Origin of the sequence: Paenibacillus canaveralius (assembly GCF_047238265.1) — a bacterium.
In the GTDB taxonomy this organism is placed as follows: Bacteria; Bacillota; Bacilli; order Paenibacillales; family NBRC-103111; genus Paenibacillus_F.
Genome location: NZ_JBDFMM010000001.1, coordinates 5,160,578 through 5,181,430, shown reverse-complemented (window position 1 = coordinate 5,181,430; position 20,853 = coordinate 5,160,578). Strand labels below are relative to the sequence as shown.

Genomic DNA, 20,853 nt, shown 5'->3' with positions numbered 1-20,853 from the left:
GAAAAGAAGCGGCCGGCTAAACGCGCGTCGGCTGACTATCTGCCGCGCTTGGACCCGCCGCGCGGATTCGATCCGCCGCTTCGCTGCCCGCCTCCGCGCGGGCCTGTTCCGCGGCCTGGGCCGCCGCTGCGCGTTCCGCGTCCGGCGCCTCCGCCGCTTCGCGAGCCGCCGAAATCGCCGCGCCCGGAACCGCCTCCGCGTCCTCCGCGGGAATCGGCGCCACCGCGTCCGCGGCTGCTGCGGGCTTGCGCCTCTTCACGCTGCTTGGCGCTTACGCCCCAGCCGGCTTCGCCGAACGGGCCCGCAGCGCCGTCACGGTCGCGTGTGCCGCGTCCGCCGTCGCGCGCGCTCTCGCCGCGCGGTCCGCGCCCGGCACTGGCGCCGCGTGCGCCGAAGTCTTCGCGGCCCGAGCCGCCACGCGGTCCGGCAAAGCCGCCGCGCTCCGCGCCACCGCGTCCGCGGGCGTCCGAGCCGCCGCGTGCACCGCGGTCCGCGCCCTCGCGGCGATCCGCGCTATTGCCGCGGAAGCCGCTGTCGCTGCGCGTGCCGCTGCGTCCGCCGCCGAAGCCGCCTCCGCGCGGTCCGCCCGCGTCGCGCGAATCCGCACGGCCGCGGCTCCGGCCGCCCGTACCGCCGCGCGGTGCGTCGGCACGGTGCTCCCAGCGGCCTTCGGAGCGTCCCGCTCCGTCGCCGCCGCGGGAACGCCCGCCGCCTTTGCCCGCGGGCTTGGCTCTGCCGTCGCCGCTCCGCTCGCCGCGGGGGCTGCGTCCGCCGCGCTCGCGGCGCTCGTCGGTCTCCTCGCCGCGTTCACGGCGCGGCGCGGCCTGCTGCCGGAGCTGCTGGCGGATGCCCTGCTCGATCTGGTCGACATAGACCTGATCGCGGGGGCTGGCGAACGTGACGGCGACACCGGTCTGGCCCGCCCGTCCCGTCCGGCCGATGCGGTGGATGTAGCTTTGCGCGTCGTGCGGGATGTCATAGTTGAAGACGTGTGTTACGCCTTCCACATCGATCCCGCGAGCAGCCACATCCGTGGCGACCAGCAGTTGGATGCTGGCGTCGCGGAACCGCTTCATGACCTGCTCGCGCTTGGCTTGCGACAGGTCGCCGTGAAGCTCGTCCGACTTGTAGCCGCGTTCCTGCAGGTCGGCGTTCAAAGAAGCCGCCCTCCGCTTCGTGCGGCAGAAAATCATCGCGAGATAAGGCTTATCCGTGTCGATCGCTCTGCACAAGGCGTCGAGCTTGCCGCGATCCGATACACGAACCACGGACTGGTCGATCTCGGTAAGTGTGACCTGCTTCGCTTTTACGCGGATTTCCTCGGGATTGACCATATAACGCTTGGCCAGGTTCCGGATCGGGTCCGGCATCGTCGCGGAGAAGAGCATCGTCTGCCGTCTTTGAGGAGTCTGGGCAATGATCTCTTCGACCTCATTCAAGAATCCCATATGAAGCATTTGATCCGCTTCGTCGAGGACCAGCATGGAAATCTTGTAAAGAGCGACGGATCCTCTGCGCAGGTGATCGAGCAGGCGTCCCGGAGTGGCGACGATCAGATGGACACCGCCCGTGGAGGAAAGCTTGCGGAGCTGTTTCTCCACATCCTGTCCGCCGTATGCGGCCAGTACGTTAATGCCGAGGGCGGGTGCCAGCTTGGCGGCCTCCGCCGCAATCTGTATGGCAAGCTCCCGTGTAGGGGTAAGAATAAGCCCCTGCACTTCGGCGCGTGTAGGATTAGTCCGCTCCAGCATAGGGAGCAGGAAGGCGAGTGTCTTGCCGGTTCCGGTCTGTGCCTGGGCAATCACATCGCCGCCGCGGAAAACGACGGGCAGCGCCTGCTGCTGGATGGGAGTCGGCTCGGATACTCCGTTTCGAGCCAGCAGTTTAGCCAGCTCCGGACGAACGCCGAGGTCTATAAATGGAAAAGACATATTGGTGTAAGCTCCTTCGAATGTAGGGATGCTTCCCATTCTACCCTAACGGCCGCACGATGGAAAGCTATGGCTTGGTTTCCTCTGTCTACTTATTTAATAAGAAGAAGGTTTCCGCATGACTTTCTTCCTATAAAATGGTGAATTTCCTGACATGAATCTCCTTTTCAGGTTACGGCTGCGGTTTTGTCCCGAATATCCGTGTTACTCCCTGATTGAACTCGTTCACAAAAGGTTTGAGCGAAGCTCCCGACAGGGCATCCAGTTTATAGTGGTTAAGCTGGTTGATGAATTCGCGGTTAGCGGAGATATACACATCATGTACGGTCGGATCGAGCTGTCTGATTTTAAGGGCGATCTCCTGCTTGAAGTTGTGGGATAAATTTTTGTGATCCTGGACCGTCACGTACCCGAGAAAATCAGAGGCGAGTTCGTTCGTGTACAGGTTCTCGTAATAGGGCTGGGGCAGCTCGTTTTTCTTGTCCAGAGGTCCGTGCGTTTTGGTTTCCTTGCGGCCCGACTTCGTTCCGGAAGCGGAGTTGTCTACCATGACGGCAGCGTAAGCATTACGGTCTGTTCTCATGACGATGGCGCCCATTACCCCGTGCATCGCCGCGATTTGCGTGGATAACTCATGATCGTAAGCGAAGAAAGTGTTGTTGTGGGAAACGGGGCCGACCTGCTGCTGGGTCTGGTAAGCCCGGCTCTGGCCCTCTTCCTGAATCCGCTGCTTGGGATGCCCGTAACTGGTTTCCTTCGGATACGTATTATAGCATCCCGATACAGTTACAATAATGAAGCCGGCCGCTGAAAGGACCGGGATGAAACGGCGCATGATCTTTTTCATGATTGCTCCTCCTTATTGAAGACTGACATAATTTTAGGATGAGGCCGGGAGGGGTGAATTATACGGGACACAATGATGCATCCTAATGCTAAAAACCGAGCAGGAAGGAAATCAATGCAAGACAAATCAACAAAAAAATCGCAAAATGTAACAGCTTTTAGAACAATTTGTGAACTTTCCAAGAAGAATTGACAAAAAAGTTTTACCTAATTATAGTTAATTAAGTGATAAGGTTGATTGACATAGGCCTGTCGTTCGTGGTAAAAATATTGGTTTACAAAGTGGGGTTGATAAGCAATGAGTCGATGGAAAAAGAATTGGCGTCTAGTCCCCCTATTTGCGGTGATGACGTTCCTCCTTGCGGGTTGTGGTGACCCGACGCTTTCCGCTTTGCGACCTAGAGGGCCGGTGGCATCAGAACAGCTGTTTCTGATGAAGATCTCGATCGCCATCATGCTTCTGGTTGTAGTAGTGGTATTTGCATTGTATTTGTTCGTAATCATCCGTTTCCGTAAACGGAAGGGACAAGAAGGCATTCCGAAGCAAGTGGAAGGTAACCACGTGCTGGAGATTGTCTGGACGGTTATTCCGATTCTGCTGCTTATCGTGCTGGCCGTACCGACGGTTTACTATACGTTCAAGCACACTACGAATTATGTGCAGGATAAGGATGCTATCCATGTTAAAGTAACCGCTCACCAATTCTGGTGGCAGTTCGAGTATCCAGAGCTCGGCATTTCGACCGCTCAGGATCTTGTAATCCCGACAGGAAAGAACATCGCGCTTGAGCTTACTTCCGCGGATGTGACTCACTCCTTCTGGGTTCCGTCTCTCGGCGGCAAGATGGATACGAACACCAACATGACGAATGTGTACTATCTGAAAGCTGACGAAGTCGATGTCTTCAAAGGGAAATGTGCGGAGCTTTGCGGCGCGTCCCACTCCTTGATGGACTTTAAAGTGAAATCGCTCGCACAAGGTGATTTTGACGCTTGGGTGACGAATATGCAAACTCCTGCCGCTGTTCCTGCAGATGCGAAGCAAGGCGAAGAGCTGTTCAAACAGAAATGCCTGCAGTGCCATGCGATCGATCCGAAAGGACTCGGTTTCGGTCCTAACCTGAACGGTTATGCGGACCGTGAAATGCTCGCGGGTGTTCTGGAACACAACGACGAGAATTTGAAGAAATGGATCCAAGATCCGCAAGCCGAGAAGCCGGGAACTTTAATGCCTAAAGTACCGCTCGAGGATAATCAGGTTAACGAGCTTGTTAAATATCTGAACAGCTTGAAGTAAGACTTCTCAGGAAAAAGGAGGTTAATACGTTGGCACAAGCACACGCCCACGCGAATGCGCACGCACACCATCAAGTAAAGCGTTACACCGGCTTGATGGATTGGCTGACCACCGTGGATCATAAGAAGATCGGTATTTTGTACTACATGGCCGGCGGACTGTTCTTCCTGATCGGCGGACTGGAAGCCATTCTCATCCGGATTCAGCTCATGAATCCAGATTTGAAAATTTTTATCGGTGATACGTTCAACCAGCTGACAACCATGCACGGTACGACGATGATCTTCTTCGCGGCCATGCCTATGATTTTCGGATTTATGAACGCGATAATCCCCTTGCAGATAGGGGCCCGGGACGTTGCGTTCCCGTTTCTGAACTCCCTTGGATTCTGGCTTTTCTTATTCGGGGGAATCCTTCTGAACCTGTCCTGGTTCCTGGGTGGCGGAGCGAATGCCGGTTGGACGGCATACACTCCACTATCAACCATAGTAGATAGTACGCAGGCCGTGACGATTGGTGGCAACATGACCGGGGTCGATTTCTATGTGCTCGGTTTGCAGATTGCCGGTCTTGGAACCCTCCTCGGGGGGATTAACTTCCTCGTAACGATTATCAACATGCGTGCACCCGGCATGACTTACATGCGTATGCCGATGTTTACCTGGGCGTCGTTCATCACGTCCGCACTGATCTTGTTCGCTTTCCCTGCGATTACCGTAGGTTTGGTTGAACTGATGTTTGACCGTATTTTCGACGGAGCTTTCTTTGATCCGGCCCGCGGCGGCAGCACCGTCCTGTGGGAGCATCTCTTCTGGATCTTCGGGCACCCCGAAGTTTACATTCTGATTCTTCCTGCGTTCGGTATCATTTCCGAGATCGTAAGTACCTTCTCCAGCAAGCGCCTTTTCGGTTACAGCTCGATGGTATTCGCTACGGCTCTGATCGGTTTCCTGGGCTTCATGGTTTGGGTTCACCATATGTTTACCGTAGGTTTGGGGCCTGTCGCCAACTCGATTTTCTCCATCGCCACGATGGCGATCGCCGTTCCGACAGGGATCAAAATTTTCAACTGGCTGTTCACCCTTTGGGGCGGACAAATCCGTTTTACGACGTCCAGCCTTTTCGCAACGGCTTTCATTCCGACGTTCGTAATGGGCGGGGTAACCGGGGTTATGCTTTCCGTACCGGCTGCCGACTTCCAGTATCATGACACTTACTTCGTTGTCGCTCACTTCCACTACGTTATCGTCGGTGGTCTGATTCTTGGTCTGTTTGCCGGTTCTTACTACTGGTGGCCAAAAATGTTCGGCCGCGTGCTGAACGAAACTTTGGGTAAAATACATTTCTGGACCTTCTTTATCGGGTTCCACCTGACATTCTTCCCGCAGCATTTCCTCGGTCTGATGGGTATGCCTCGCCGCGTATTCACTTACGATCCGGGCCTTACTGCCGGTAACCTTGTCAGTACCGTCGGCGCATTCCTGATGGGTATCGGTACGCTCGTGTTCATCATCAACATGATCGCGACGAACAGAAAACCTCAAGATGCTCCGAACGACCCGTGGGACGGCCGTACGCTGGAGTGGACGATTCCTTCTCCGGCACCGGAATACAACTTTAAACAAACTCCGCTTGTTCGCGGTCTTGATGCTTTGTGGAAAGAAAAAATGGCTGGCAACAAAGAGATGACTCCGGCTGAACCGGTTGGTTCGATTCATATGCCTTCGCCGTCGATCCTGCCGCTGTTCATGGCTCTCGGGCTGTTCATCTCCGCATTCGGCTTCATGTACCACATCTATGCGATCTGTATCGCGGGCATCGGCATTACGCTCGTTTGCATGCTGCTTCGTTCCGTCTTTGACGACCACGGTTGGCATATCGAACCGGAGGAGCTTAACGACAAGGGGGTTAAACGATGAGCGCGCATACGAACGACGCGGGTACGCTGCCGCTGGAGCCCGAGAAGGCAACGCTGGAAGGCAAGAATAAAGTTCTTGGCTTCTGGCTCTTCCTCGGCGGCGAGATGGTTTTGTTTGGTACGCTGTTTGCCACCTACATCGCACTCCGGAACCAGATTCCGGACGGTCCGACTCCGATGGAGCTGTTCAAGCTTTCTACGGTTGCCTGGGCCACGTTCATTCTGTTGACATCCAGCTTGACGAGTGTATTCGCCATCATGGCGATGCACAAAAACAACGTAAAAGGTTTGCTGCTATGGTTAACCATTACGGTATTGCTCGGTCTTGGCTTCCTGGGGCTTGAGGTGTATGAGTTCTACGAATATGTACATGAAGGACACGGGTTTACGACCAGTGCGTTCTCAACCTCCTTCTATACGCTCGTAGGCTTCCACGGCGGCCACGTTGCTTTCGGGGTTCTGTGGATCGCTCTTCTGATCATCCAGGGAACACGCAAAGGTCTTACGGTCGTTACCGCACCGAAGTTCTATGTCGCCAGCTTGTACTGGCACTTTATCGACGTAGTTTGGGTATTTATCTTTACGGTCGTTTATCTGATGGGGAAGGTAGGTCCTTAAGATGAGCACAAACGAAACAACTTCACCAAGTAAACGTTACAAGAAGGAAAGCCCGGCTAACCATTACTTTTCGTATATTGCTTCGATTCTCCTGACCATGATTGCTTTCGCGCTTGTCATGTACGGCGGATTGGATAAGTCTTTCCTGTATGCATTCCTTATTTTCATGGCGCTGATCCAAATTGCCCTTCAACTGGCTTATTGGATGCACATGAAGGAAAAAGGCCATTTGTTCCCGATCGTGGGAATCATCTTTGGAGGCATAGTCGCCTTAACGGCCGTAGCCGCTGGGGTTTACTGGACCTGGTGGTAAGATAAAAAGAAGAAGAGCGGCTTCGTTGGCTATTGTTGCAACAAGCCGCTCCTTTTTTTCATCCGGGCAAGAAAATATAAGCTAAAGGAGCTGACACAGCAATGGGTTTTTTCGAGTTGTGGAACCCTGTTGTTCTGCTGTTCGTTGTCGTTGTCGGTCTCGTCTATCGCAGTTTGACTTCTCCTTCCAAGGCTGCCGCTGCGGGAGAAGAACCTGTAAGCTCGAAAGTCAAGCTTTCCTTCTACACAGGTATTGCCTTGTTCTATATCGGCCAGGGAAGCCCCATTAACTATCTGGGTCATCACTATCTGTTCAGCGTTCATATGCTGCAGCAGTCTCTCCTGTATCTGATCATGCCGATTTTTATCTTGAACGGGCTGCCTGCGTGGTTGATTCGTCCTCTTTTCAAAGGGGCCGTTATGAAACGCCTGCTGCGTTTTTTCACCCATCCGCTAATTTCGGTTCTTGCGTTTAACCTGCTTTTCTCGGTTTACCATTTGCCGCTGGTTATGGATACCTTGATGGAAAACGAATGGATGCTGCTCGGATATCACGGGGTCCTGTTATTTACGGCTTTCGCCATGTGGTTCCCGGTCTTCCCTCCGCTGCCGGAGCACGAAAAGATGTCCAGTCTGATGAAATTGGCTTATATTGCGGTAAACGGCATTTTGCTTACCCCGGCCTGCGCGCTCATTATTTTCGCCAGCGAGCCGATCTATGCGATGTATGCGAATGCGGTGGTACCGTTCAACGCCCTGCCTTTGCTTGACGATCAGCAGCTCGGCGGAGTTTTGATGAAAGTTATTCAAGAAATTGTTTACGGTTCTGCCCTTGCTATGATTTTCTTCAAGTGGTATCGTACGGAGAGAGCGCAAGAGGAGGAATTGTCCGACGACCCGCAGGATAACAGCGGTCTGACGACGGCTTAAGCATTCGGCCACTGATTCTGCGTCTCAATATAGGGAATGGATGGGATTTAAATCATGCATGTACTGCCGACGATCAGCACGATGTTCATCGTGATCAGCGCCATCTTCGTCGCTTTCGGTTGGTATCAGATTCGTAAGGGCAACCGGGAGACTCATACGAAATTGATGATTGCGGGGGCAATCTCTGCGCTGATCTTTTTCACCATTTATATGTCACGTACCATCTTCCAGGGCAATACTTCATTTGATGGGCCGGAGAGTCTTAAGCTTGCGTACCATATCTTTTTGTTTTTCCACATTACGCTTGCTACGGTGGGAGCCGTATTCGGTATCGTCACCCTGATTCTGGCTTACAAAAAGAACTGGATACGCCACCGGAAGATAGGGCCTATTACGGCAACCATCTGGTTGTTCGTGGCACCAACGGGCGTAGTCGTTTATATTCTGTTGTACATTCTGTTTCCTGGCGGGGAGACGAAACCTCTTATCGATGCGATTTTCGGTTTGTAGAGGTACTACCGCATTACACACTGCCGTGCAGATGAGCAGTCTTTTGTTTTCTAACGAAAACAGGGGGCTGTTTTTTTGTTGTGTGGCAAAAAGAAGGAGAAAGAGGAAAGTGACCAAGAGAGAGCGAGCAGGAAGAAGCAAGCTGGGGGTACAAAGGGGACTATAGGGTAAGGAACGCAGCGGCCAAGAGACTGGGCAATCGAAGTGAGTAATAACAGTGAGTAACAAAAGTAGGCAATGAAGTAAGCAATAAAAGTAAGCAATAAAAAGTGAATCGCAGAAGCTAGCGGGAGTAAATAAATATCGGCTGGGAATAGGGTTGAAGAAAAAAGTGGAAAAAGGGGTTGCGCGGGTGTGTGCTTACTGTTAATATAAATATACACAGTAATCACAGCAAGCACAGTGAGTACAGTAAACACAGTGAGGTGTTCGCATGAGCGTGTGGAAAAACGTATGGTGGCTGGCCAAGCAAGATCTTAAAATGGTTCGCTATGGATATATCTGGAGCCTGCTTTATTATTTGAATGCCATGTTTGTTCTGTTTGTTTTTATGAAGCCCGAAGTTGCGATGGAGGGCGGGGTGGAGGGTTTTTTGACGGTGGTGTTCAATTTGTTTGTACTCTCCGTCATTCAGGTGGTCGGTTACCCGATCGATTCACGAAATATGAATTATTGGAAAAACGATACCTACACGAAGCGAATCCTCCAACTGAAAATGTTGCCGGTAAGAAACAGGGAAATCGTGTTAAGCCGGTTTCTAGTCTATATGCTGTTCTCCAGTTTTTTTATTCTGCTTCTGCATGTGGGAATTCGCGTGATGATGTCCTTGCAATGGATTGAAGCGGTAGGATGGGGGACATGGCTGGGCATGATTTTCTTCTGGTGGGGAACGGTTCTGGCCGTGGGCTCGGTTTACCTGTACGGAGAAATGTCAATGCGTGGAAAAGCCTTCTTTCGTTTCAGCCTGCTCCTACTCTTGGCCGCGCTGATTCTCTCCATTCTGCTCTGGTGGGCCGGCAATTACATGGTGTGGCTCCTTGTGATAAGCAGTATTGAACAATACGGAGCGATTGTGCCGGCCTGTTCGGTTGTAATCGGTGCGACTGCGTTGGGCTTCTCGTGGAAGATCCTCGATAGAAGGTTCGGGCACCGGGATCTGTTTGCATCATGAGTGACATACCTTGTGCAAGGAATGACGAAAGCTTGAAAGCAGGTGATGCAGTTGCATATTCCGATCCAAATTTCACCAGATAACCCGGAACCGTTATATCATCAGATTCAAGTTCAGCTCAAGGAACTGATTCTCAGCGGGCATTTGCCCGAAGGTACACTGCTGCCTTCAATCCGCGAGTTTGCGAAAGATTTGTCATGCAGCGTCATTACGATCCGGCGTGTGTACCAGGACTTGGAGAACGAAGGGATTCTGAGGACCCGTCAGGGAACCGGAACTTTTGTCGCCAAGGTGGGCACAGTGACCCGAGAGCAATACCGGAAGGAAGCGGTGGTGGAAGCGATGAAAGATGCTCTGCGAAGCGGACTGCGCGTCGGCTGTACCATTGAGGAACTCAAACAATTGTTCGAAGAAGCACTGCTGGAACTTACGAATGAAGGGCAAGGAATGCCGGGGATTCAACAGCCGGGTCCGGGTCACGCAGGCACGAATAATTCCGGCGGAGACAATCAGGAAAACAAAGGAATGAGCGCGGAAATCTTTGGTTCGGCCATACCTGACGCAGAACCGGAAAAAGGGGGAAGCCGAAATGGATAGAGAGACTGCGCTGCACGGAGACTGTGCCATCCGGCTATCCGGGGTGGAAAAGATACTGGGCGATATGCGCCTCGGGCCGATTGACCTGGAGGTAGAAACCGGATCGGTGGTGGCTCTGGTCGGTCAAAACGGTTCCGGTAAAAGTACGATTTTCCGCATGCTCATGAATTTGACCAAGGTAGAGAACGGCAGAGTGGAGCTGCTCGGATGTCCCTACAGGGACGACGATGCCGAAACCGGCATCAAGCGAAGAATCGGTTACGTGCCGGAAGAATCGGATTGGTCGGAGCTCGGCTGCACGACGATCGGAGAGCTTCATGATTTCGTCAGCCGGTGGTATCCGACGTGGAACGAAACGCTCTACCGCAGCCTGATGGAAGAGTTCGAGCTGAACGGCAAACTGAAGCTGAAGACGCTGTCCAAGGGAATGAAGCGGAAGCTGAGCTACATCATGGCTGCCGCTTACGAGCCCGAGCTGCTGCTGCTGGACGAAGCGACGTCCGGTCTGGACCCTTTCGCCACCAAACGGATGATGGAGCATCTCGTAAAATTTATGGACCGGGAAGGCCGGAGCATTTTCTTCTCTACCCATGTGATGGAGGAGATCCGGCGGCTTGCGGACTACATCGTGTATATCAACCGGGGCCGTCTTATCGGTGTGTATGAGAAGGATCAGCTGCTGGATGACTGGAAGCGCATATGGGTCCGCGAAATGCCGCAGCCGGCTTCAGGTCCTCTGCCCGGTGTAGTGTCCATAGGCACGGGTGAGCACGGAGGGCTGATCCCGATCATATCCCGGTCCTCCAGTACGACGGGAAGTCTGCGCTGGCCTCGCAGGGGAATGCACCGGTGCGGACGACCGCGATGGAGCTTGAAGATATTTTGGAGCTGCTGGCTCAGGAGCAGATGGTGAAAAAGGCGGAAAACTAAGAGAGACAGAGAAAATTCAACCATTCGATATAGAGAAGGGAGCAATCAACATGTTGCCGCTGGAACTGGAACACGTGACGAAACAATATGGAGAAAAAACGGCCGTAAACGGAATTTCCCTGCAGGTGAAGCCGGGTGAAATTTACGGTTTGCTCGGAGGAAACGGCGCGGGAAAAACGACGACGATGCGTATGTCGCTCGGGCTCATTTATCCCGACGGGGGAACCATCCGCTGGAACGGCAAGGGATACGGTGACGAGCTGCGCAGATTGATGGGGTATCTGCCCGAGGAGCGGGGGCTTTACCCGAAGTACAAAGTATCGGAGCAGCTTATTTACCTGGCGGAACTTCGGGGCATTAAGCGGAAGCAGGCGGACCGGACGCTGAAGGAGTGGCTGGCCAAATTCGACGTGCCCGAGTACTACGATAAGCGGGTAGAGGAGCTGTCCAAAGGAAACCAGCAGAAAATCCAGTTTATCGCGTCCGTCCTGCATGATCCTTCGATCATTATCATGGATGAAACGTTCAGCGGTCTGGACCCGGTTAACGTCGAGCTACTGAAAGGAACGGTCAAAGAGCTCCGGGATAACGGGAAAGCGATTTTGTTCTCCAGCCACCGGATGGATCATGTCGAGGAGCTTTGCGAAAATATTTGCATCCTGCATAAATCGAACACGGTGCTGCAGGGCAACCTGCGCGAGATCAAGCAGTCGTTCCCGAAAGAACGTGTTCTTCTGGAAACGAAGGATGCGGTCACGGGATTGGAGTCGATCGAAGGAGTCGCTTCCGTGGAAAAGCATCTGAACGGCTACGAGATCCGTATCCGGGAAGCCGGGGCCGCACAGCGCATCTTGGCACACGCCGCCGCAGCGACGGATATTTACCGCTATCAGCTCATGGAGCCGACACTGAACGAAATCTTTATCGCAAAGGTGGGATCGTCTCATGAATAGCATGATGACCGTAATCCGGTTTACTTTACTGAACCGGTTAAAAACGAAATCGTTCAAAATCACGACACTGATTTTTGTGCTGCTCATCTCGGCCGTCGTGAATCTTCCGGCAATCATTCAGCAATTTTCCAGCGAAGATGGCAAGGACGCCGTTAAAATCGGGGTTATGGCTAACGGCACGGATATTCAGCAGAAGCTGACGGAGTATTTCGCCGCTGACAAGACAGGCACCAGAACTGTCGAGGTGGTGGCGCTGGAAAGCAAGGGCAGTGCGGACGCGGATGCCGCGCTGATCCGGGAGAAGCTCAAAAACGAAGAAGTCAAAGGTGTATTGACCGCTAAACCGGCAGGCGCGGGGGAATTTCCGCAGCTTCTCTATCAAACGGGAGCAAGCGGATTCTCGATGAATCCGGGCACCGATGAGACGGCCGGCCTCCTGAAAACGGCTCTCCAGACGATCAAGACGAACAGCGCGATTGCTCAAGCAGGCATAGAGCCAGCCGTGCTGGCGAAGATCCAGGAGCCCGTCAATCTGACGACGGAAACGGTAGCTTTGAAGGAGGCGGAAACACCCGCCAAGTCCAAGGAAGAGCTGGGAATCGCTTTTATCCTGGTCTATGCGCTGCTGTTCCTGCTTTACATGAGCGTGATCGGCTATGGAAGCATGGTTTCTACGGAAATCACCGCTGAAAAAAGCTCGCGCGTGATGGAGATTCTGATCTCCAGCGGTTCGCCGCTTAAGCAAATGTTCGGTAAAATCATCGGCATCTGTCTGATGGGATTGGTGCAAAACGTGCTGTTCGGCGTCGTGGTCGCCATTAACCTGATGCTTCCGTGGAACGGGGCGGCCCTGAAGTCCATGGATCTGGATTTATCCCTGATTCCTTATGATCTGCTCGGATACTTCCTGCTGTTCTATCTGGGCGGATTCTTCATCTACGCGACTATTTTCGCGGCGATCGGTTCGCTGGTCAGCCGGAGCGAGGAAGTCCAGCAGGCCGTAATGCCGGTCACATTGCTCATCATTATCGCGTTTATGACGGCTATGTTCGGGCTGCAAAATCCCGAGGCTCCTTTCGTCATCGCGATGTCGTATGTGCCGTTTTTCTCGCCGCTCATTATGTTCCTGCGTATCGGTCTAGGAAGCCCGGCTTGGTGGGAAATCGTGATCTCGATCGCGATTATGCTCGGTTCGATTTTCGTGCTGGGCTGGCTGTCCGCGAAAATTTACCGCACCGGCGTGCTGATGTACGGCAAGCGCCCTTCCTGGAAGGAACTGCGGAAAGCGATGAAAGCTTTTCAGGCGTAAGACGCATTTGCACAACTTGCCGTCGAAGTAGTTAGCTGCGGTAGTAACGGGTTAACACCCGATTTAAACTATTTTTCTCATCTAAGTCTAGGAGGCACAAGGAACATGAAAGTCAATCTATGGAGCAACAAATGGAGCCGCAAGATGGCGGCGGGTGTATTAGGAGTTACGATGCTGCTGGGGGGAACCAATCTGACCGTAAGGGCAGAGCAGCCTGCCGCCCCGGCCCCGTCGATCAGCACGTGGTCCCTCTCTACTCTTAACGAGGGAGAGAAATACGGGATTTATCCGATGGGCTGGTATTACGACGGTAAATTTCAACAAGCGATTGACGAGACAAAATTCAAATCGCTAATGAAAAGCACGGCGGCCAAGCTGGATGGGCTCGGTTTTAGTAAAAAAGACATGCCTCTTCCGGCATGGGAAAATAAAGTGATCACGAGAGACACGGTTATCCGCGCGATGTACGGGCTGCTGGCCCGTTATGAGCTGCCGTCCGCTTTCGGGATCGGGTCTTCTTCTCCGATCGAGTATCTTCAGCAGAAGGGCATCGTACAGGGTTCAAACGAAGGATTGGAGCTCGATCAGCCTTGTACGGCCGAACAAGCCGCCGTGCTCGCCTCGAGATTAGTGGAATTCAGCTACGATACGGCCGGGCAGGGAGCGAAGGGCGTATTCTGGAAGGTGAAGCATAACAACAATACCCTGTACCTGCTTGGATCGGTCCACCTGGGAATCCCCGAGATGTATCCGCTCCAGAAAAACATAAAGGAAGCATTCGAAGCTTCGGATGATCTGTGGGTGGAAGCCGATACGTTATCCGGCGATATGAGCTACTTCACTAGTTTGATGACGTATGACGACGGCACGAAGATCCAGGATCATGTGTCGAAGGAAACGTATGAGAAATTGCAAAAAGTACTTAAGAAAATGGAGCTTCCGGAGCAGGCGCTCGACGCATACAAGCCCTTTGCCGTCTCCAGCAACTTATCGATGCTTTCTTTGTTCGAGAATCCCGATCAAATTGCCCCGGCATCGGCAGCCGGAATTGATCACTATTTTCTCACTAAAGCGCTGTTGACGGGTAAACCGGTCCATGAGCTGGAAGGAATCAAACTGCAAGCGGATGTGTTCAACTCCTTGACTCCCGAAGCCCAGGAGAAAGATCTGAACAGCCTGCTGGATCAGCTTCTTGCGGACGGAGGCAAGGAAGGGGCCGCCTCCTTCAAACAGCTTCAACTGGATTGGAGCAAGGGCGATGCGAAAGGCGTTGCGGACGGACTTGTCCGGGGCGGCTTGATGGAAGGCGAGCTGAACAAGAAGCTAATCGGCGAGCGCGACAAAAACATGGCCAAGAAGATCGCGGATCTTCTGGAGCAAGACGGGGAAAGAACTTCTTTCGTAGTCGTCGGCTCCGCGCATTATGTAGTGAAGGACATGGTCATCGACCAGTTGAAAGCGAAAGGTTATGACGTACAGCCGGTGAAATAAGCGGAACTCATAACCGTAAAACGACATGAGTATAGGCATGGCAGCAGGCTTTTTTTAAATAGCAAAGGGATGAATTTCATTCATGGCTTGCTGACGGGGATCGGATTGTTCTAACGGCTTCCGGCTTGTATAAGTTCGGAGTCGGAAGGTCGTAATCTGCCTTCCTATAAAAAGAAACAAAGAAACCGGGCGGCAACTGCTGTCCGGTTTTTTCGCTATGTTCATTTTAGTTGCTTTTCAAACGTAACCATGCGGATTTGGCCCAATCCCGGAAAGTTCAGATAAGCGTCAAGCTTTAAATAGGGTTTTCCGTTCTTGATGTGCAGATTTACCGTTTTTCTGCGGAACCGTCAAGGATTGTTCGTTAAAAAGGGCAGCAGCACCATATTATTAAACTGTTTATGTTTCGTTTCAATGGTCATATGACCGCCGTATTTATCGCAGATTCTCGCGATATTGGTCAGGCCGATCCCGTGAAATTCGGGATTCGGTTTTTGACTGCGCAAAGGGACGGATTCACTCTCCATATGATTCAAGATATGAATGAGAAGGGCGGACTCGGTCGTATGTATCTTGATCAGGATGTACCTGTCTTCCGCGACCTTTAACTGTTTGGAAGCTTCAATCGCGTTATCCAGCATATTCCCCATCACCACACATAAATCATAACGGTCAACGGGGATTTTATGTGCACGCAGGTTAAGTCTGGTATCGATTCGGATTCCGTTGGCCTGCCCGATATCGAGCGTATTGGTGACAAGGGCATCTATAACGAGGTTTCCCGTGTTCACCCGCTGATAAGCTCCTTCGACTTTGTTCAGAGTCGTTTTAATATGTTCCAACGCCGCCCCCAGTTCATTGCGCTTGATGCATTCTTCGATATACAAAAACTGCTGATTCGTATCGTGAATGATTCTTTTGATAGACTTAAAGCTGTGGACGACTTTCTCGTAGTTCGCATCCTGATAGTCCATTTGCTGCTGGAGCTGAGCGTTTTCATGCATAAATTTAAAATTGTCCGTAATTGTATCGAAAATATAGACAATCATGACGTTTAAGAAAAGAAAGCCGATGGCGGAAAGAAAAGAATAGAAACTTTTAAACGTTAAAATATTCAGGTGATACAAGCTTACGACGGGAATAACCAAAATCAGGGCATAGTAGCGGTAGGGCAGAGAGAAGCTTCTGCGTTTGGCCACGAGCCGTATGATCAGAATGACGGCAAACATAATCATGCAGCTCAGAAAAATAAGTTTGGTGTAGGAAATAGGATCAAATTGTTTGATGAAGTCCATATTTTCAAAATCAATCGAATCCAGCGTGTAGAGTATATAGATGGAGATCGAACTGGCGAGAGACATCAATACGGCATAAAGCAGTGAAAAAATGAGTTTAATTTTAAATTCTACCTGATAAGAATGCGCAATAGTAAAAATGACAAGCAAGGATATGATGGAAGATAGAATAGGCGAAAAGGAAGTAAAGATTAAGGTGTAGTCGAGCAGCCCGAAGATAAGAAAGTAAATAAAACGGTTGCTTTTTCTCGTCGATTTATCGAAAACCGAGTTGAAGAAAAAATTGATTTGAACGGCCATCACTACCACAATGCATAGAATGACAGGCAAATTATTTTGTATCATAGGCATCGACCTTCATAATCATAAATTTGGTATATACATCTTTAACCTCTTTAATTTTAGAACGGCCTATGGGTAATTCCGACCCGTTGGACATCAGCACAACTCCGGCAGCAAATTTTCTCACATGATGCAGGTTAATGATAATGGACCGGTGGATTTGCAGAAATTTGTGGTCTTTTAAGGCCAGGGCGTAATCCGAAATGATTCCCTTGCTTTCATACGTTTGATTCACGGTCGTAAAATGAAGCTTGCTTTTGATGGTCAAGCTTTTGGCGGCTTCAATACTGATGAGGTCATCGTATTTGATAACGACTTCTTCGTAAGCACATTTGATGATCATAAACTTTTTATCAAGTGCCTGAAAGTATTGGCACAGCTTGATGATTTTCTCCTCCAGGACAGAGGGGGCGACGGGCTTTATCAAGTACTGGAAGGTGATAACGTCAAAACTCTCCACCATATACTCGGGGTAGCTTGTCAGAAAAATAATTTGTTCGTCGAGGCGGTTCATCCCTCTTATTTTTGCAGCGGTTTGAATCCCGTTCATCCCGCCCATTTCAACATCCAAGATTAAAATATGAAACGGTGTTTCCCCGCGCTCATAATAGGATATCAGTTCTTCTCCCGAACCGAACAAACTCATTTCAAATTCTATATTGGTCTTAACCGATAAAGTGATCAGAATGTTTTTAGCATGGTCCCGCTGTTCTTCCACATCGTCGCAAATCGCCACTCTATACATAAGAGACACCCCTCAGATTCGATTCTATTAGTTAGAACCCCATCTAAGCATGATATATTTTTTTGGCTTTGCATAGGTAATTTTCGGATGAAATGCACTTTTGAATCCCTCAAATCACTATACGGGCCTGCGGAAAGAATAAAGCCGGAACCGAATTCGTCACCTGGTAAGCGGAAAGCCTTCTCGGAGCAAACGAAATTGGCTCCCGAAACGGCTTGAAATGTTAATTATAATGTTAGCTTCTTCATATCTATTCTTAATATTTAAGTTACAAATCGTTAAGATGAGGAAGCTAACATGAAGGAAACGGAGAAAATGCAGCTTCACGGAGCCTTCTATGCGAATGTGGCTTGGGCCAAGGCAGTGAAAGCATCCGGCTGCGGGAGAATTTATACGACAGACGAGCCGGCAAAATCGCCGCCGTTTCCATCGGGTATGCGGACGGTATGCCGGCGGCTTGTGAAGAACGGCGGAGCGGTTCTCCTGAGAGGGCGGCAGCCGCCGGATCGTTTACTGCGAGGTACAGGCAGCCAAACGATCCTATTCGTTCGCCGCATACGCGAGCAGGGAACGGGTATCCGTATAGACGCCGCCCGAACTCGAATGAAGCACGACGCCGATCACCTTCTTTCCGTTCAGGACGGCCGAGGATACGAGACAATAGCCGGCCTCGTCGGTAAAGCCGGTCTTCACCCCGTTCACCCCCTCGATATAAAATTCGCTTTCTGCTTGAAGGAGCTGATTGCGGTTCACGTAAGTCCGGGAACCGGACGATACGGTGACGGCCTGTTTAGGCTCACTGACGATAGAGCTGAACGTTTTGTTTTTCATCGCTTCGCGGCCCAATAGAGCCATATCGCCCGCAGTCGTGTAATGATCGGGATCGTGCAGTCCGTGCGGATTTGTAAAATGGCTCTTTTTGGCGCCGAGCTTGGAGGCCTTCGCATTCATCAGCCCGGCAAAATAATCGATGCTCTGCTGAGCGGAGAGCTTCCGGCCCTTGTCCTTCTCCGCAATATAACGGGCGACCGTTCTGGCGGCGTCATTGCCCGAGGGCAGCATCATGGCAACGATCAGGTCCCTGAGCGTAAGGCTCTGGCCTTCCTGCAATCCCGCCGTGCTTTCTCCCTTTGTCTTCAAGCGGACTTCGTCACCGACCGTAATCCGGTCCTGCAAGCCGCCTTTTTCAAGCGCAACCAGCGCCGTTACGATTTTGGTCGTGCTTGCCGGATAGAGGCGGAGGTCTTTATTTTTCTTGAACAAAAAAGTTCCGGTTTCGGCATCCATCAGGACGGCGGCTTCCCCCTCTATCGATTCATTAAAAGGCTGCCCCTTATCCGCTTTGCCGGAAGCCGGCTGTAGTGCAGCGGGTTCGGATGCAGCCGAATCGGGTACGGGCAAAGCCTCGCCGTGCCGTGTAAGAGTCAGGGTGTTCCAGGCTATAAGCAGTACAACTGCGGCGGTAATTCCACCCAGTAGAATCGTTTTCAAATTCATAAATGATGTTTCTCCTCTCCATTGTCGCGAGGCTTCAGCTGTCTCCAGTATGGGGCCTAAATTTTAATTTCTCCCTAAGAAAAACTTTCAAAATAGTTACAATTCTCTATGCGAACTCCGTTGGGCCTTATAACCTTCTAGGCTTACTGGAAAAAAATGAAGTATGATTGTGAGGCGGGACTGCTTATGTAAGTCCGGATGGAACCGATTTGCCGCTTATAAAACGTTGAATGGATACGGGAGTGGATCGCATGAAACGCATTACGATACTGATAGCCGACGATGAAGTAGAAATTGCGGATTTAATAGACATGCATCTGAGAAAAGAAGGATATGACTGCCTCAAAGTACATAACGGACAGGACGCCCTGCAAGCCGTTCAGACCCATTCGGTAGATTTGGCGATTCTGGACATCATGATGCCGAAAATGGACGGGTATGAAGTGACTCACCAAATCCGGGAGAAACACAATATGCCGATCCTTTTTTTGAGCGCCAAAACGACGGATCTCGATAAAATTTCGGGTCTCGTAAGAGGCGCGGACGATTATATCACGAAACCGTTTAACCCGATGGAGTTGGTTGCCCGCGTGAATGCCCATCTGCGCCGGTTTCTGCAGCTGAATCAGGCGGCTGCCGCCGACAAGCCGATCTTGGAGACGGGCGGCTTGGTTATTTACCCGGAGCAGCGTACCGTCAGCTTGTACGGAAATCTGATCGAATTGACCCCGAAAGAATTCGATATTCTGTATCTTTTGGCAAAACATCCGAAGAAGGTGTTCAGCGTGGAAAATATTTTCCAGCAGGTATGGGGAGGCGCGTACTACGAAGGCGGGAATACGGTCATGGTCCATATCCGTACTCTCCGCAAAAAACTCGGGGAAGATGTAAACAAGAACAAACTGATCAAAACAATCTGGGGAGTAGGGTACACGTTCAATGCCTAATATGCTGCGGAGTTTCCGGACCAAAATGATACTGCTGCTCGGCGTAAGCATGCTTCTGGCCGGCCTTATTACTTATCTGATCTATAAAGCTCTTCAAATGTATTATCGTACCCAAGTCAAGTTTGAAGACCCGCTCGCGTATTTCCGTCTGTTTCTGCACAAGATCGGAGATATCAACTTTTTTCTGCTGTTTTTTATCCCGATGGCGATCTTGTTTTTCTTCTTTTTTACGCGGTCGTATGCGGTCTATTTCCGGGAAATATCGGACGGTATCCACCGGCTTGCCGGCGGCGACTTCAACAGCCGGGTTCATGTGGATTCCAACGATGAATTCGGAGACATCGCCAAGGACATTAACCTTGCAAGCGAGAAGCTGCAGGAAGCCGTGAACCGGGGAGATTTTGCGGAAAGCAGCAAAGATCAGCTGGTGCTCAATCTGGCGCACGATTTGCGTACGCCGCTTACTTCCGTGCTGGGCTATCTGGATTTTATACTGCGGGACAAGGAGCTGTCTCCCGAGCAGGTCAGGCATTTTACCCAGATCGCGTTCACCAAGTCGCAGAGACTGGAGAAGCTCGTGGACGAACTGTTTGAAATTACCCGGATGAATTACGGCATGCTCAAGGTCGAGAGAAAACGAATCGATCTCGGCGAGCTGCTTATCCAGCTTAACGAGGAATTATACCCGATGTTCGAGAAAAATCAGCTCACGCTGAGAATAAATGCGAATCAGCCCCTTCATATATGGGGGGACGGGGAGCTGCTTGCGCGCGTGTTCGAAAACCTTCTGACGAACGCGATCCGTTACGGCGGCGACGGCCGGTATGTCGACGTTATCGCGGCGTCCGCAGGAGAAGAGGCGGTTGTACAAGTTATCAATTACGGGGACAGTATTCCACCGGAGGAACTGCCGCGTATTTTCGATATGTTTTATACGGCGGATGAGGCCCGCAGCCACCGGACGGGAAGCACCGGACTCGGCCTGTTCATCACGAAGAATATTGTGGAGCGTCATAACGGCACGGTAACGGTGCAGAGCAATCCCGTCCGGACGCTGTTCGAGGTGCGGCTGCCGAGAAATGAATCGGAACACGAAGCCGTAGCCTCCCCCCAGCAAACGATTTAAGAAAAATTTTAATTTTACCCTACTTGTTCTTTAAAGTTTTTTTCCTATTCTGGAACTGGCGGTGAGAGTCTCCGCTTGTCCGAAAACG

19 protein-coding genes are annotated in these 20,853 nt (G+C 51.5%); 14 read left to right on the top strand and 5 right to left on the bottom strand.

The window, feature by feature from the left end:
• Positions 1-35: 35 nt before the first annotated feature.
• Both ABC395_RS23335 and ABC395_RS23330 read right to left on the bottom strand, forming a co-directional pair.
• A complete protein-coding gene (locus tag ABC395_RS23335; protein WP_413006206.1) occupies positions 36-1,931 on the bottom strand; it encodes a DEAD/DEAH box helicase in 1,896 nt (631 codons plus the stop codon).
• A 172-nt stretch (positions 1,932-2,103) separates the two neighbouring features.
• Entirely contained in the window at positions 2,104-2,778 is a 675-nt protein-coding gene (locus ABC395_RS23330; RefSeq protein WP_413006205.1) for a hypothetical protein, read from the bottom strand.
• A 297-nt stretch (positions 2,779-3,075) separates the two neighbouring features.
• On the opposite strand from ABC395_RS23330, the gene coxB reads away from it, so the two are divergent.
• The 12 genes from coxB (at position 3,076) to ABC395_RS23270 (ending at position 14,813) form a co-directional block, all read left to right on the top strand.
• The gene (coxB, locus tag ABC395_RS23325) at positions 3,076-4,074 is read left to right on the top strand and encodes a cytochrome c oxidase subunit II (protein WP_413006204.1); all 999 of its coding nucleotides are present in this window, start codon (positions 3,076-3,078) and stop codon (positions 4,072-4,074) included.
• Positions 4,075-4,169: 95 nt separating this feature from the next.
• Positions 4,170-5,993, top strand: a complete 1,824-nt coding sequence (ctaD, locus tag ABC395_RS23320) for a cytochrome c oxidase subunit I (RefSeq protein WP_413006793.1) — start codon at positions 4,170-4,172, stop codon at positions 5,991-5,993.
• The gene (locus ABC395_RS23315) at positions 5,990-6,610 is read left to right on the top strand and encodes a cytochrome (ubi)quinol oxidase subunit III (RefSeq protein ID WP_413006203.1); all 621 of its coding nucleotides are present in this window, start codon (positions 5,990-5,992) and stop codon (positions 6,608-6,610) included. Before ctaD ends, ABC395_RS23315 begins: the two co-directional genes overlap by 4 nt.
• A 1-nt stretch (position 6,611) precedes the next feature.
• Positions 6,612-6,923 (top strand): cytochrome C oxidase subunit IV family protein, encoded by a 312-nt coding sequence (locus tag ABC395_RS23310; protein ID WP_009671683.1) that lies wholly within the window; start codon positions 6,612-6,614, stop codon positions 6,921-6,923.
• A gap of 101 nt (positions 6,924-7,024) precedes the next feature.
• On the top strand, positions 7,025-7,852 hold the full coding sequence (locus ABC395_RS23305) for a cytochrome c oxidase assembly protein (RefSeq protein ID WP_413006202.1): 828 nt from the start codon (positions 7,025-7,027) through the stop codon (positions 7,850-7,852).
• 54 nt (positions 7,853-7,906) lie between these two features.
• Positions 7,907-8,362, top strand: a complete 456-nt coding sequence (locus ABC395_RS23300; protein WP_413006201.1) for a DUF420 domain-containing protein — start codon at positions 7,907-7,909, stop codon at positions 8,360-8,362.
• 433 nt (positions 8,363-8,795) lie between these two features.
• Positions 8,796-9,533, top strand: a complete 738-nt coding sequence (locus ABC395_RS23295; protein WP_413006200.1) for a hypothetical protein — start codon at positions 8,796-8,798, stop codon at positions 9,531-9,533.
• 51 nt (positions 9,534-9,584) lie between these two features.
• Positions 9,585-10,130, top strand: a complete 546-nt coding sequence (locus ABC395_RS23290; RefSeq protein WP_413006199.1) for a GntR family transcriptional regulator — start codon at positions 9,585-9,587, stop codon at positions 10,128-10,130.
• The gene (locus tag ABC395_RS23285; protein WP_413006198.1) at positions 10,123-11,043 is read left to right on the top strand and encodes an ABC transporter ATP-binding protein; all 921 of its coding nucleotides are present in this window, start codon (positions 10,123-10,125) and stop codon (positions 11,041-11,043) included. Before ABC395_RS23290 ends, ABC395_RS23285 begins: the two co-directional genes overlap by 8 nt.
• 67 nt (positions 11,044-11,110) lie before the next feature.
• Positions 11,111-12,013 (top strand): ABC transporter ATP-binding protein, encoded by a 903-nt coding sequence (locus ABC395_RS23280; RefSeq protein WP_413006197.1) that lies wholly within the window; start codon positions 11,111-11,113, stop codon positions 12,011-12,013.
• Positions 12,006-13,322, top strand: coding sequence for an ABC transporter permease (locus ABC395_RS23275; RefSeq protein ID WP_413006196.1), 1,317 nt, complete (start codon positions 12,006-12,008; stop codon positions 13,320-13,322). The genes ABC395_RS23280 and ABC395_RS23275 overlap by 8 nt, the downstream gene beginning before the upstream one ends.
• 105 nt (positions 13,323-13,427) lie before the next feature.
• Complete coding sequence (locus tag ABC395_RS23270; RefSeq protein ID WP_413006195.1) at positions 13,428-14,813, top strand: TraB/GumN family protein; 1,386 nt, start codon at positions 13,428-13,430, stop codon at positions 14,811-14,813.
• Between the two features lie 350 nt (positions 14,814-15,163).
• On the opposite strand, the gene ABC395_RS23265 is transcribed toward ABC395_RS23270, so the two are convergent.
• From ABC395_RS23265 to ABC395_RS23255, 3 genes are all read right to left on the bottom strand, one after another.
• Complete coding sequence (locus tag ABC395_RS23265) at positions 15,164-16,453, bottom strand: GHKL domain-containing protein (protein ID WP_413006194.1); 1,290 nt, start codon at positions 16,451-16,453, stop codon at positions 15,164-15,166.
• Entirely contained in the window at positions 16,440-17,195 is a 756-nt protein-coding gene (locus tag ABC395_RS23260) for a LytR/AlgR family response regulator transcription factor (RefSeq protein WP_413006193.1), read from the bottom strand. The genes ABC395_RS23265 and ABC395_RS23260 overlap by 14 nt, the downstream gene beginning before the upstream one ends.
• A gap of 540 nt (positions 17,196-17,735) precedes the next feature.
• On the bottom strand, positions 17,736-18,692 hold the full coding sequence (locus tag ABC395_RS23255; RefSeq protein WP_413006192.1) for a D-alanyl-D-alanine carboxypeptidase family protein: 957 nt from the start codon (positions 18,690-18,692) through the stop codon (positions 17,736-17,738).
• Between the two features lie 251 nt (positions 18,693-18,943).
• Here ABC395_RS23255 and ABC395_RS23250 point away from each other — a divergent pair, with 251 nt between their 5' ends.
• On the top strand, positions 18,944-19,639 hold the full coding sequence (locus ABC395_RS23250; protein WP_413006191.1) for a response regulator transcription factor: 696 nt from the start codon (positions 18,944-18,946) through the stop codon (positions 19,637-19,639).
• The gene (locus tag ABC395_RS23245) at positions 19,632-20,765 is read left to right on the top strand and encodes a sensor histidine kinase (RefSeq protein ID WP_413006190.1); all 1,134 of its coding nucleotides are present in this window, start codon (positions 19,632-19,634) and stop codon (positions 20,763-20,765) included. Before ABC395_RS23250 ends, ABC395_RS23245 begins: the two co-directional genes overlap by 8 nt.
• Positions 20,766-20,853: the final 88 nt, after the last annotated feature.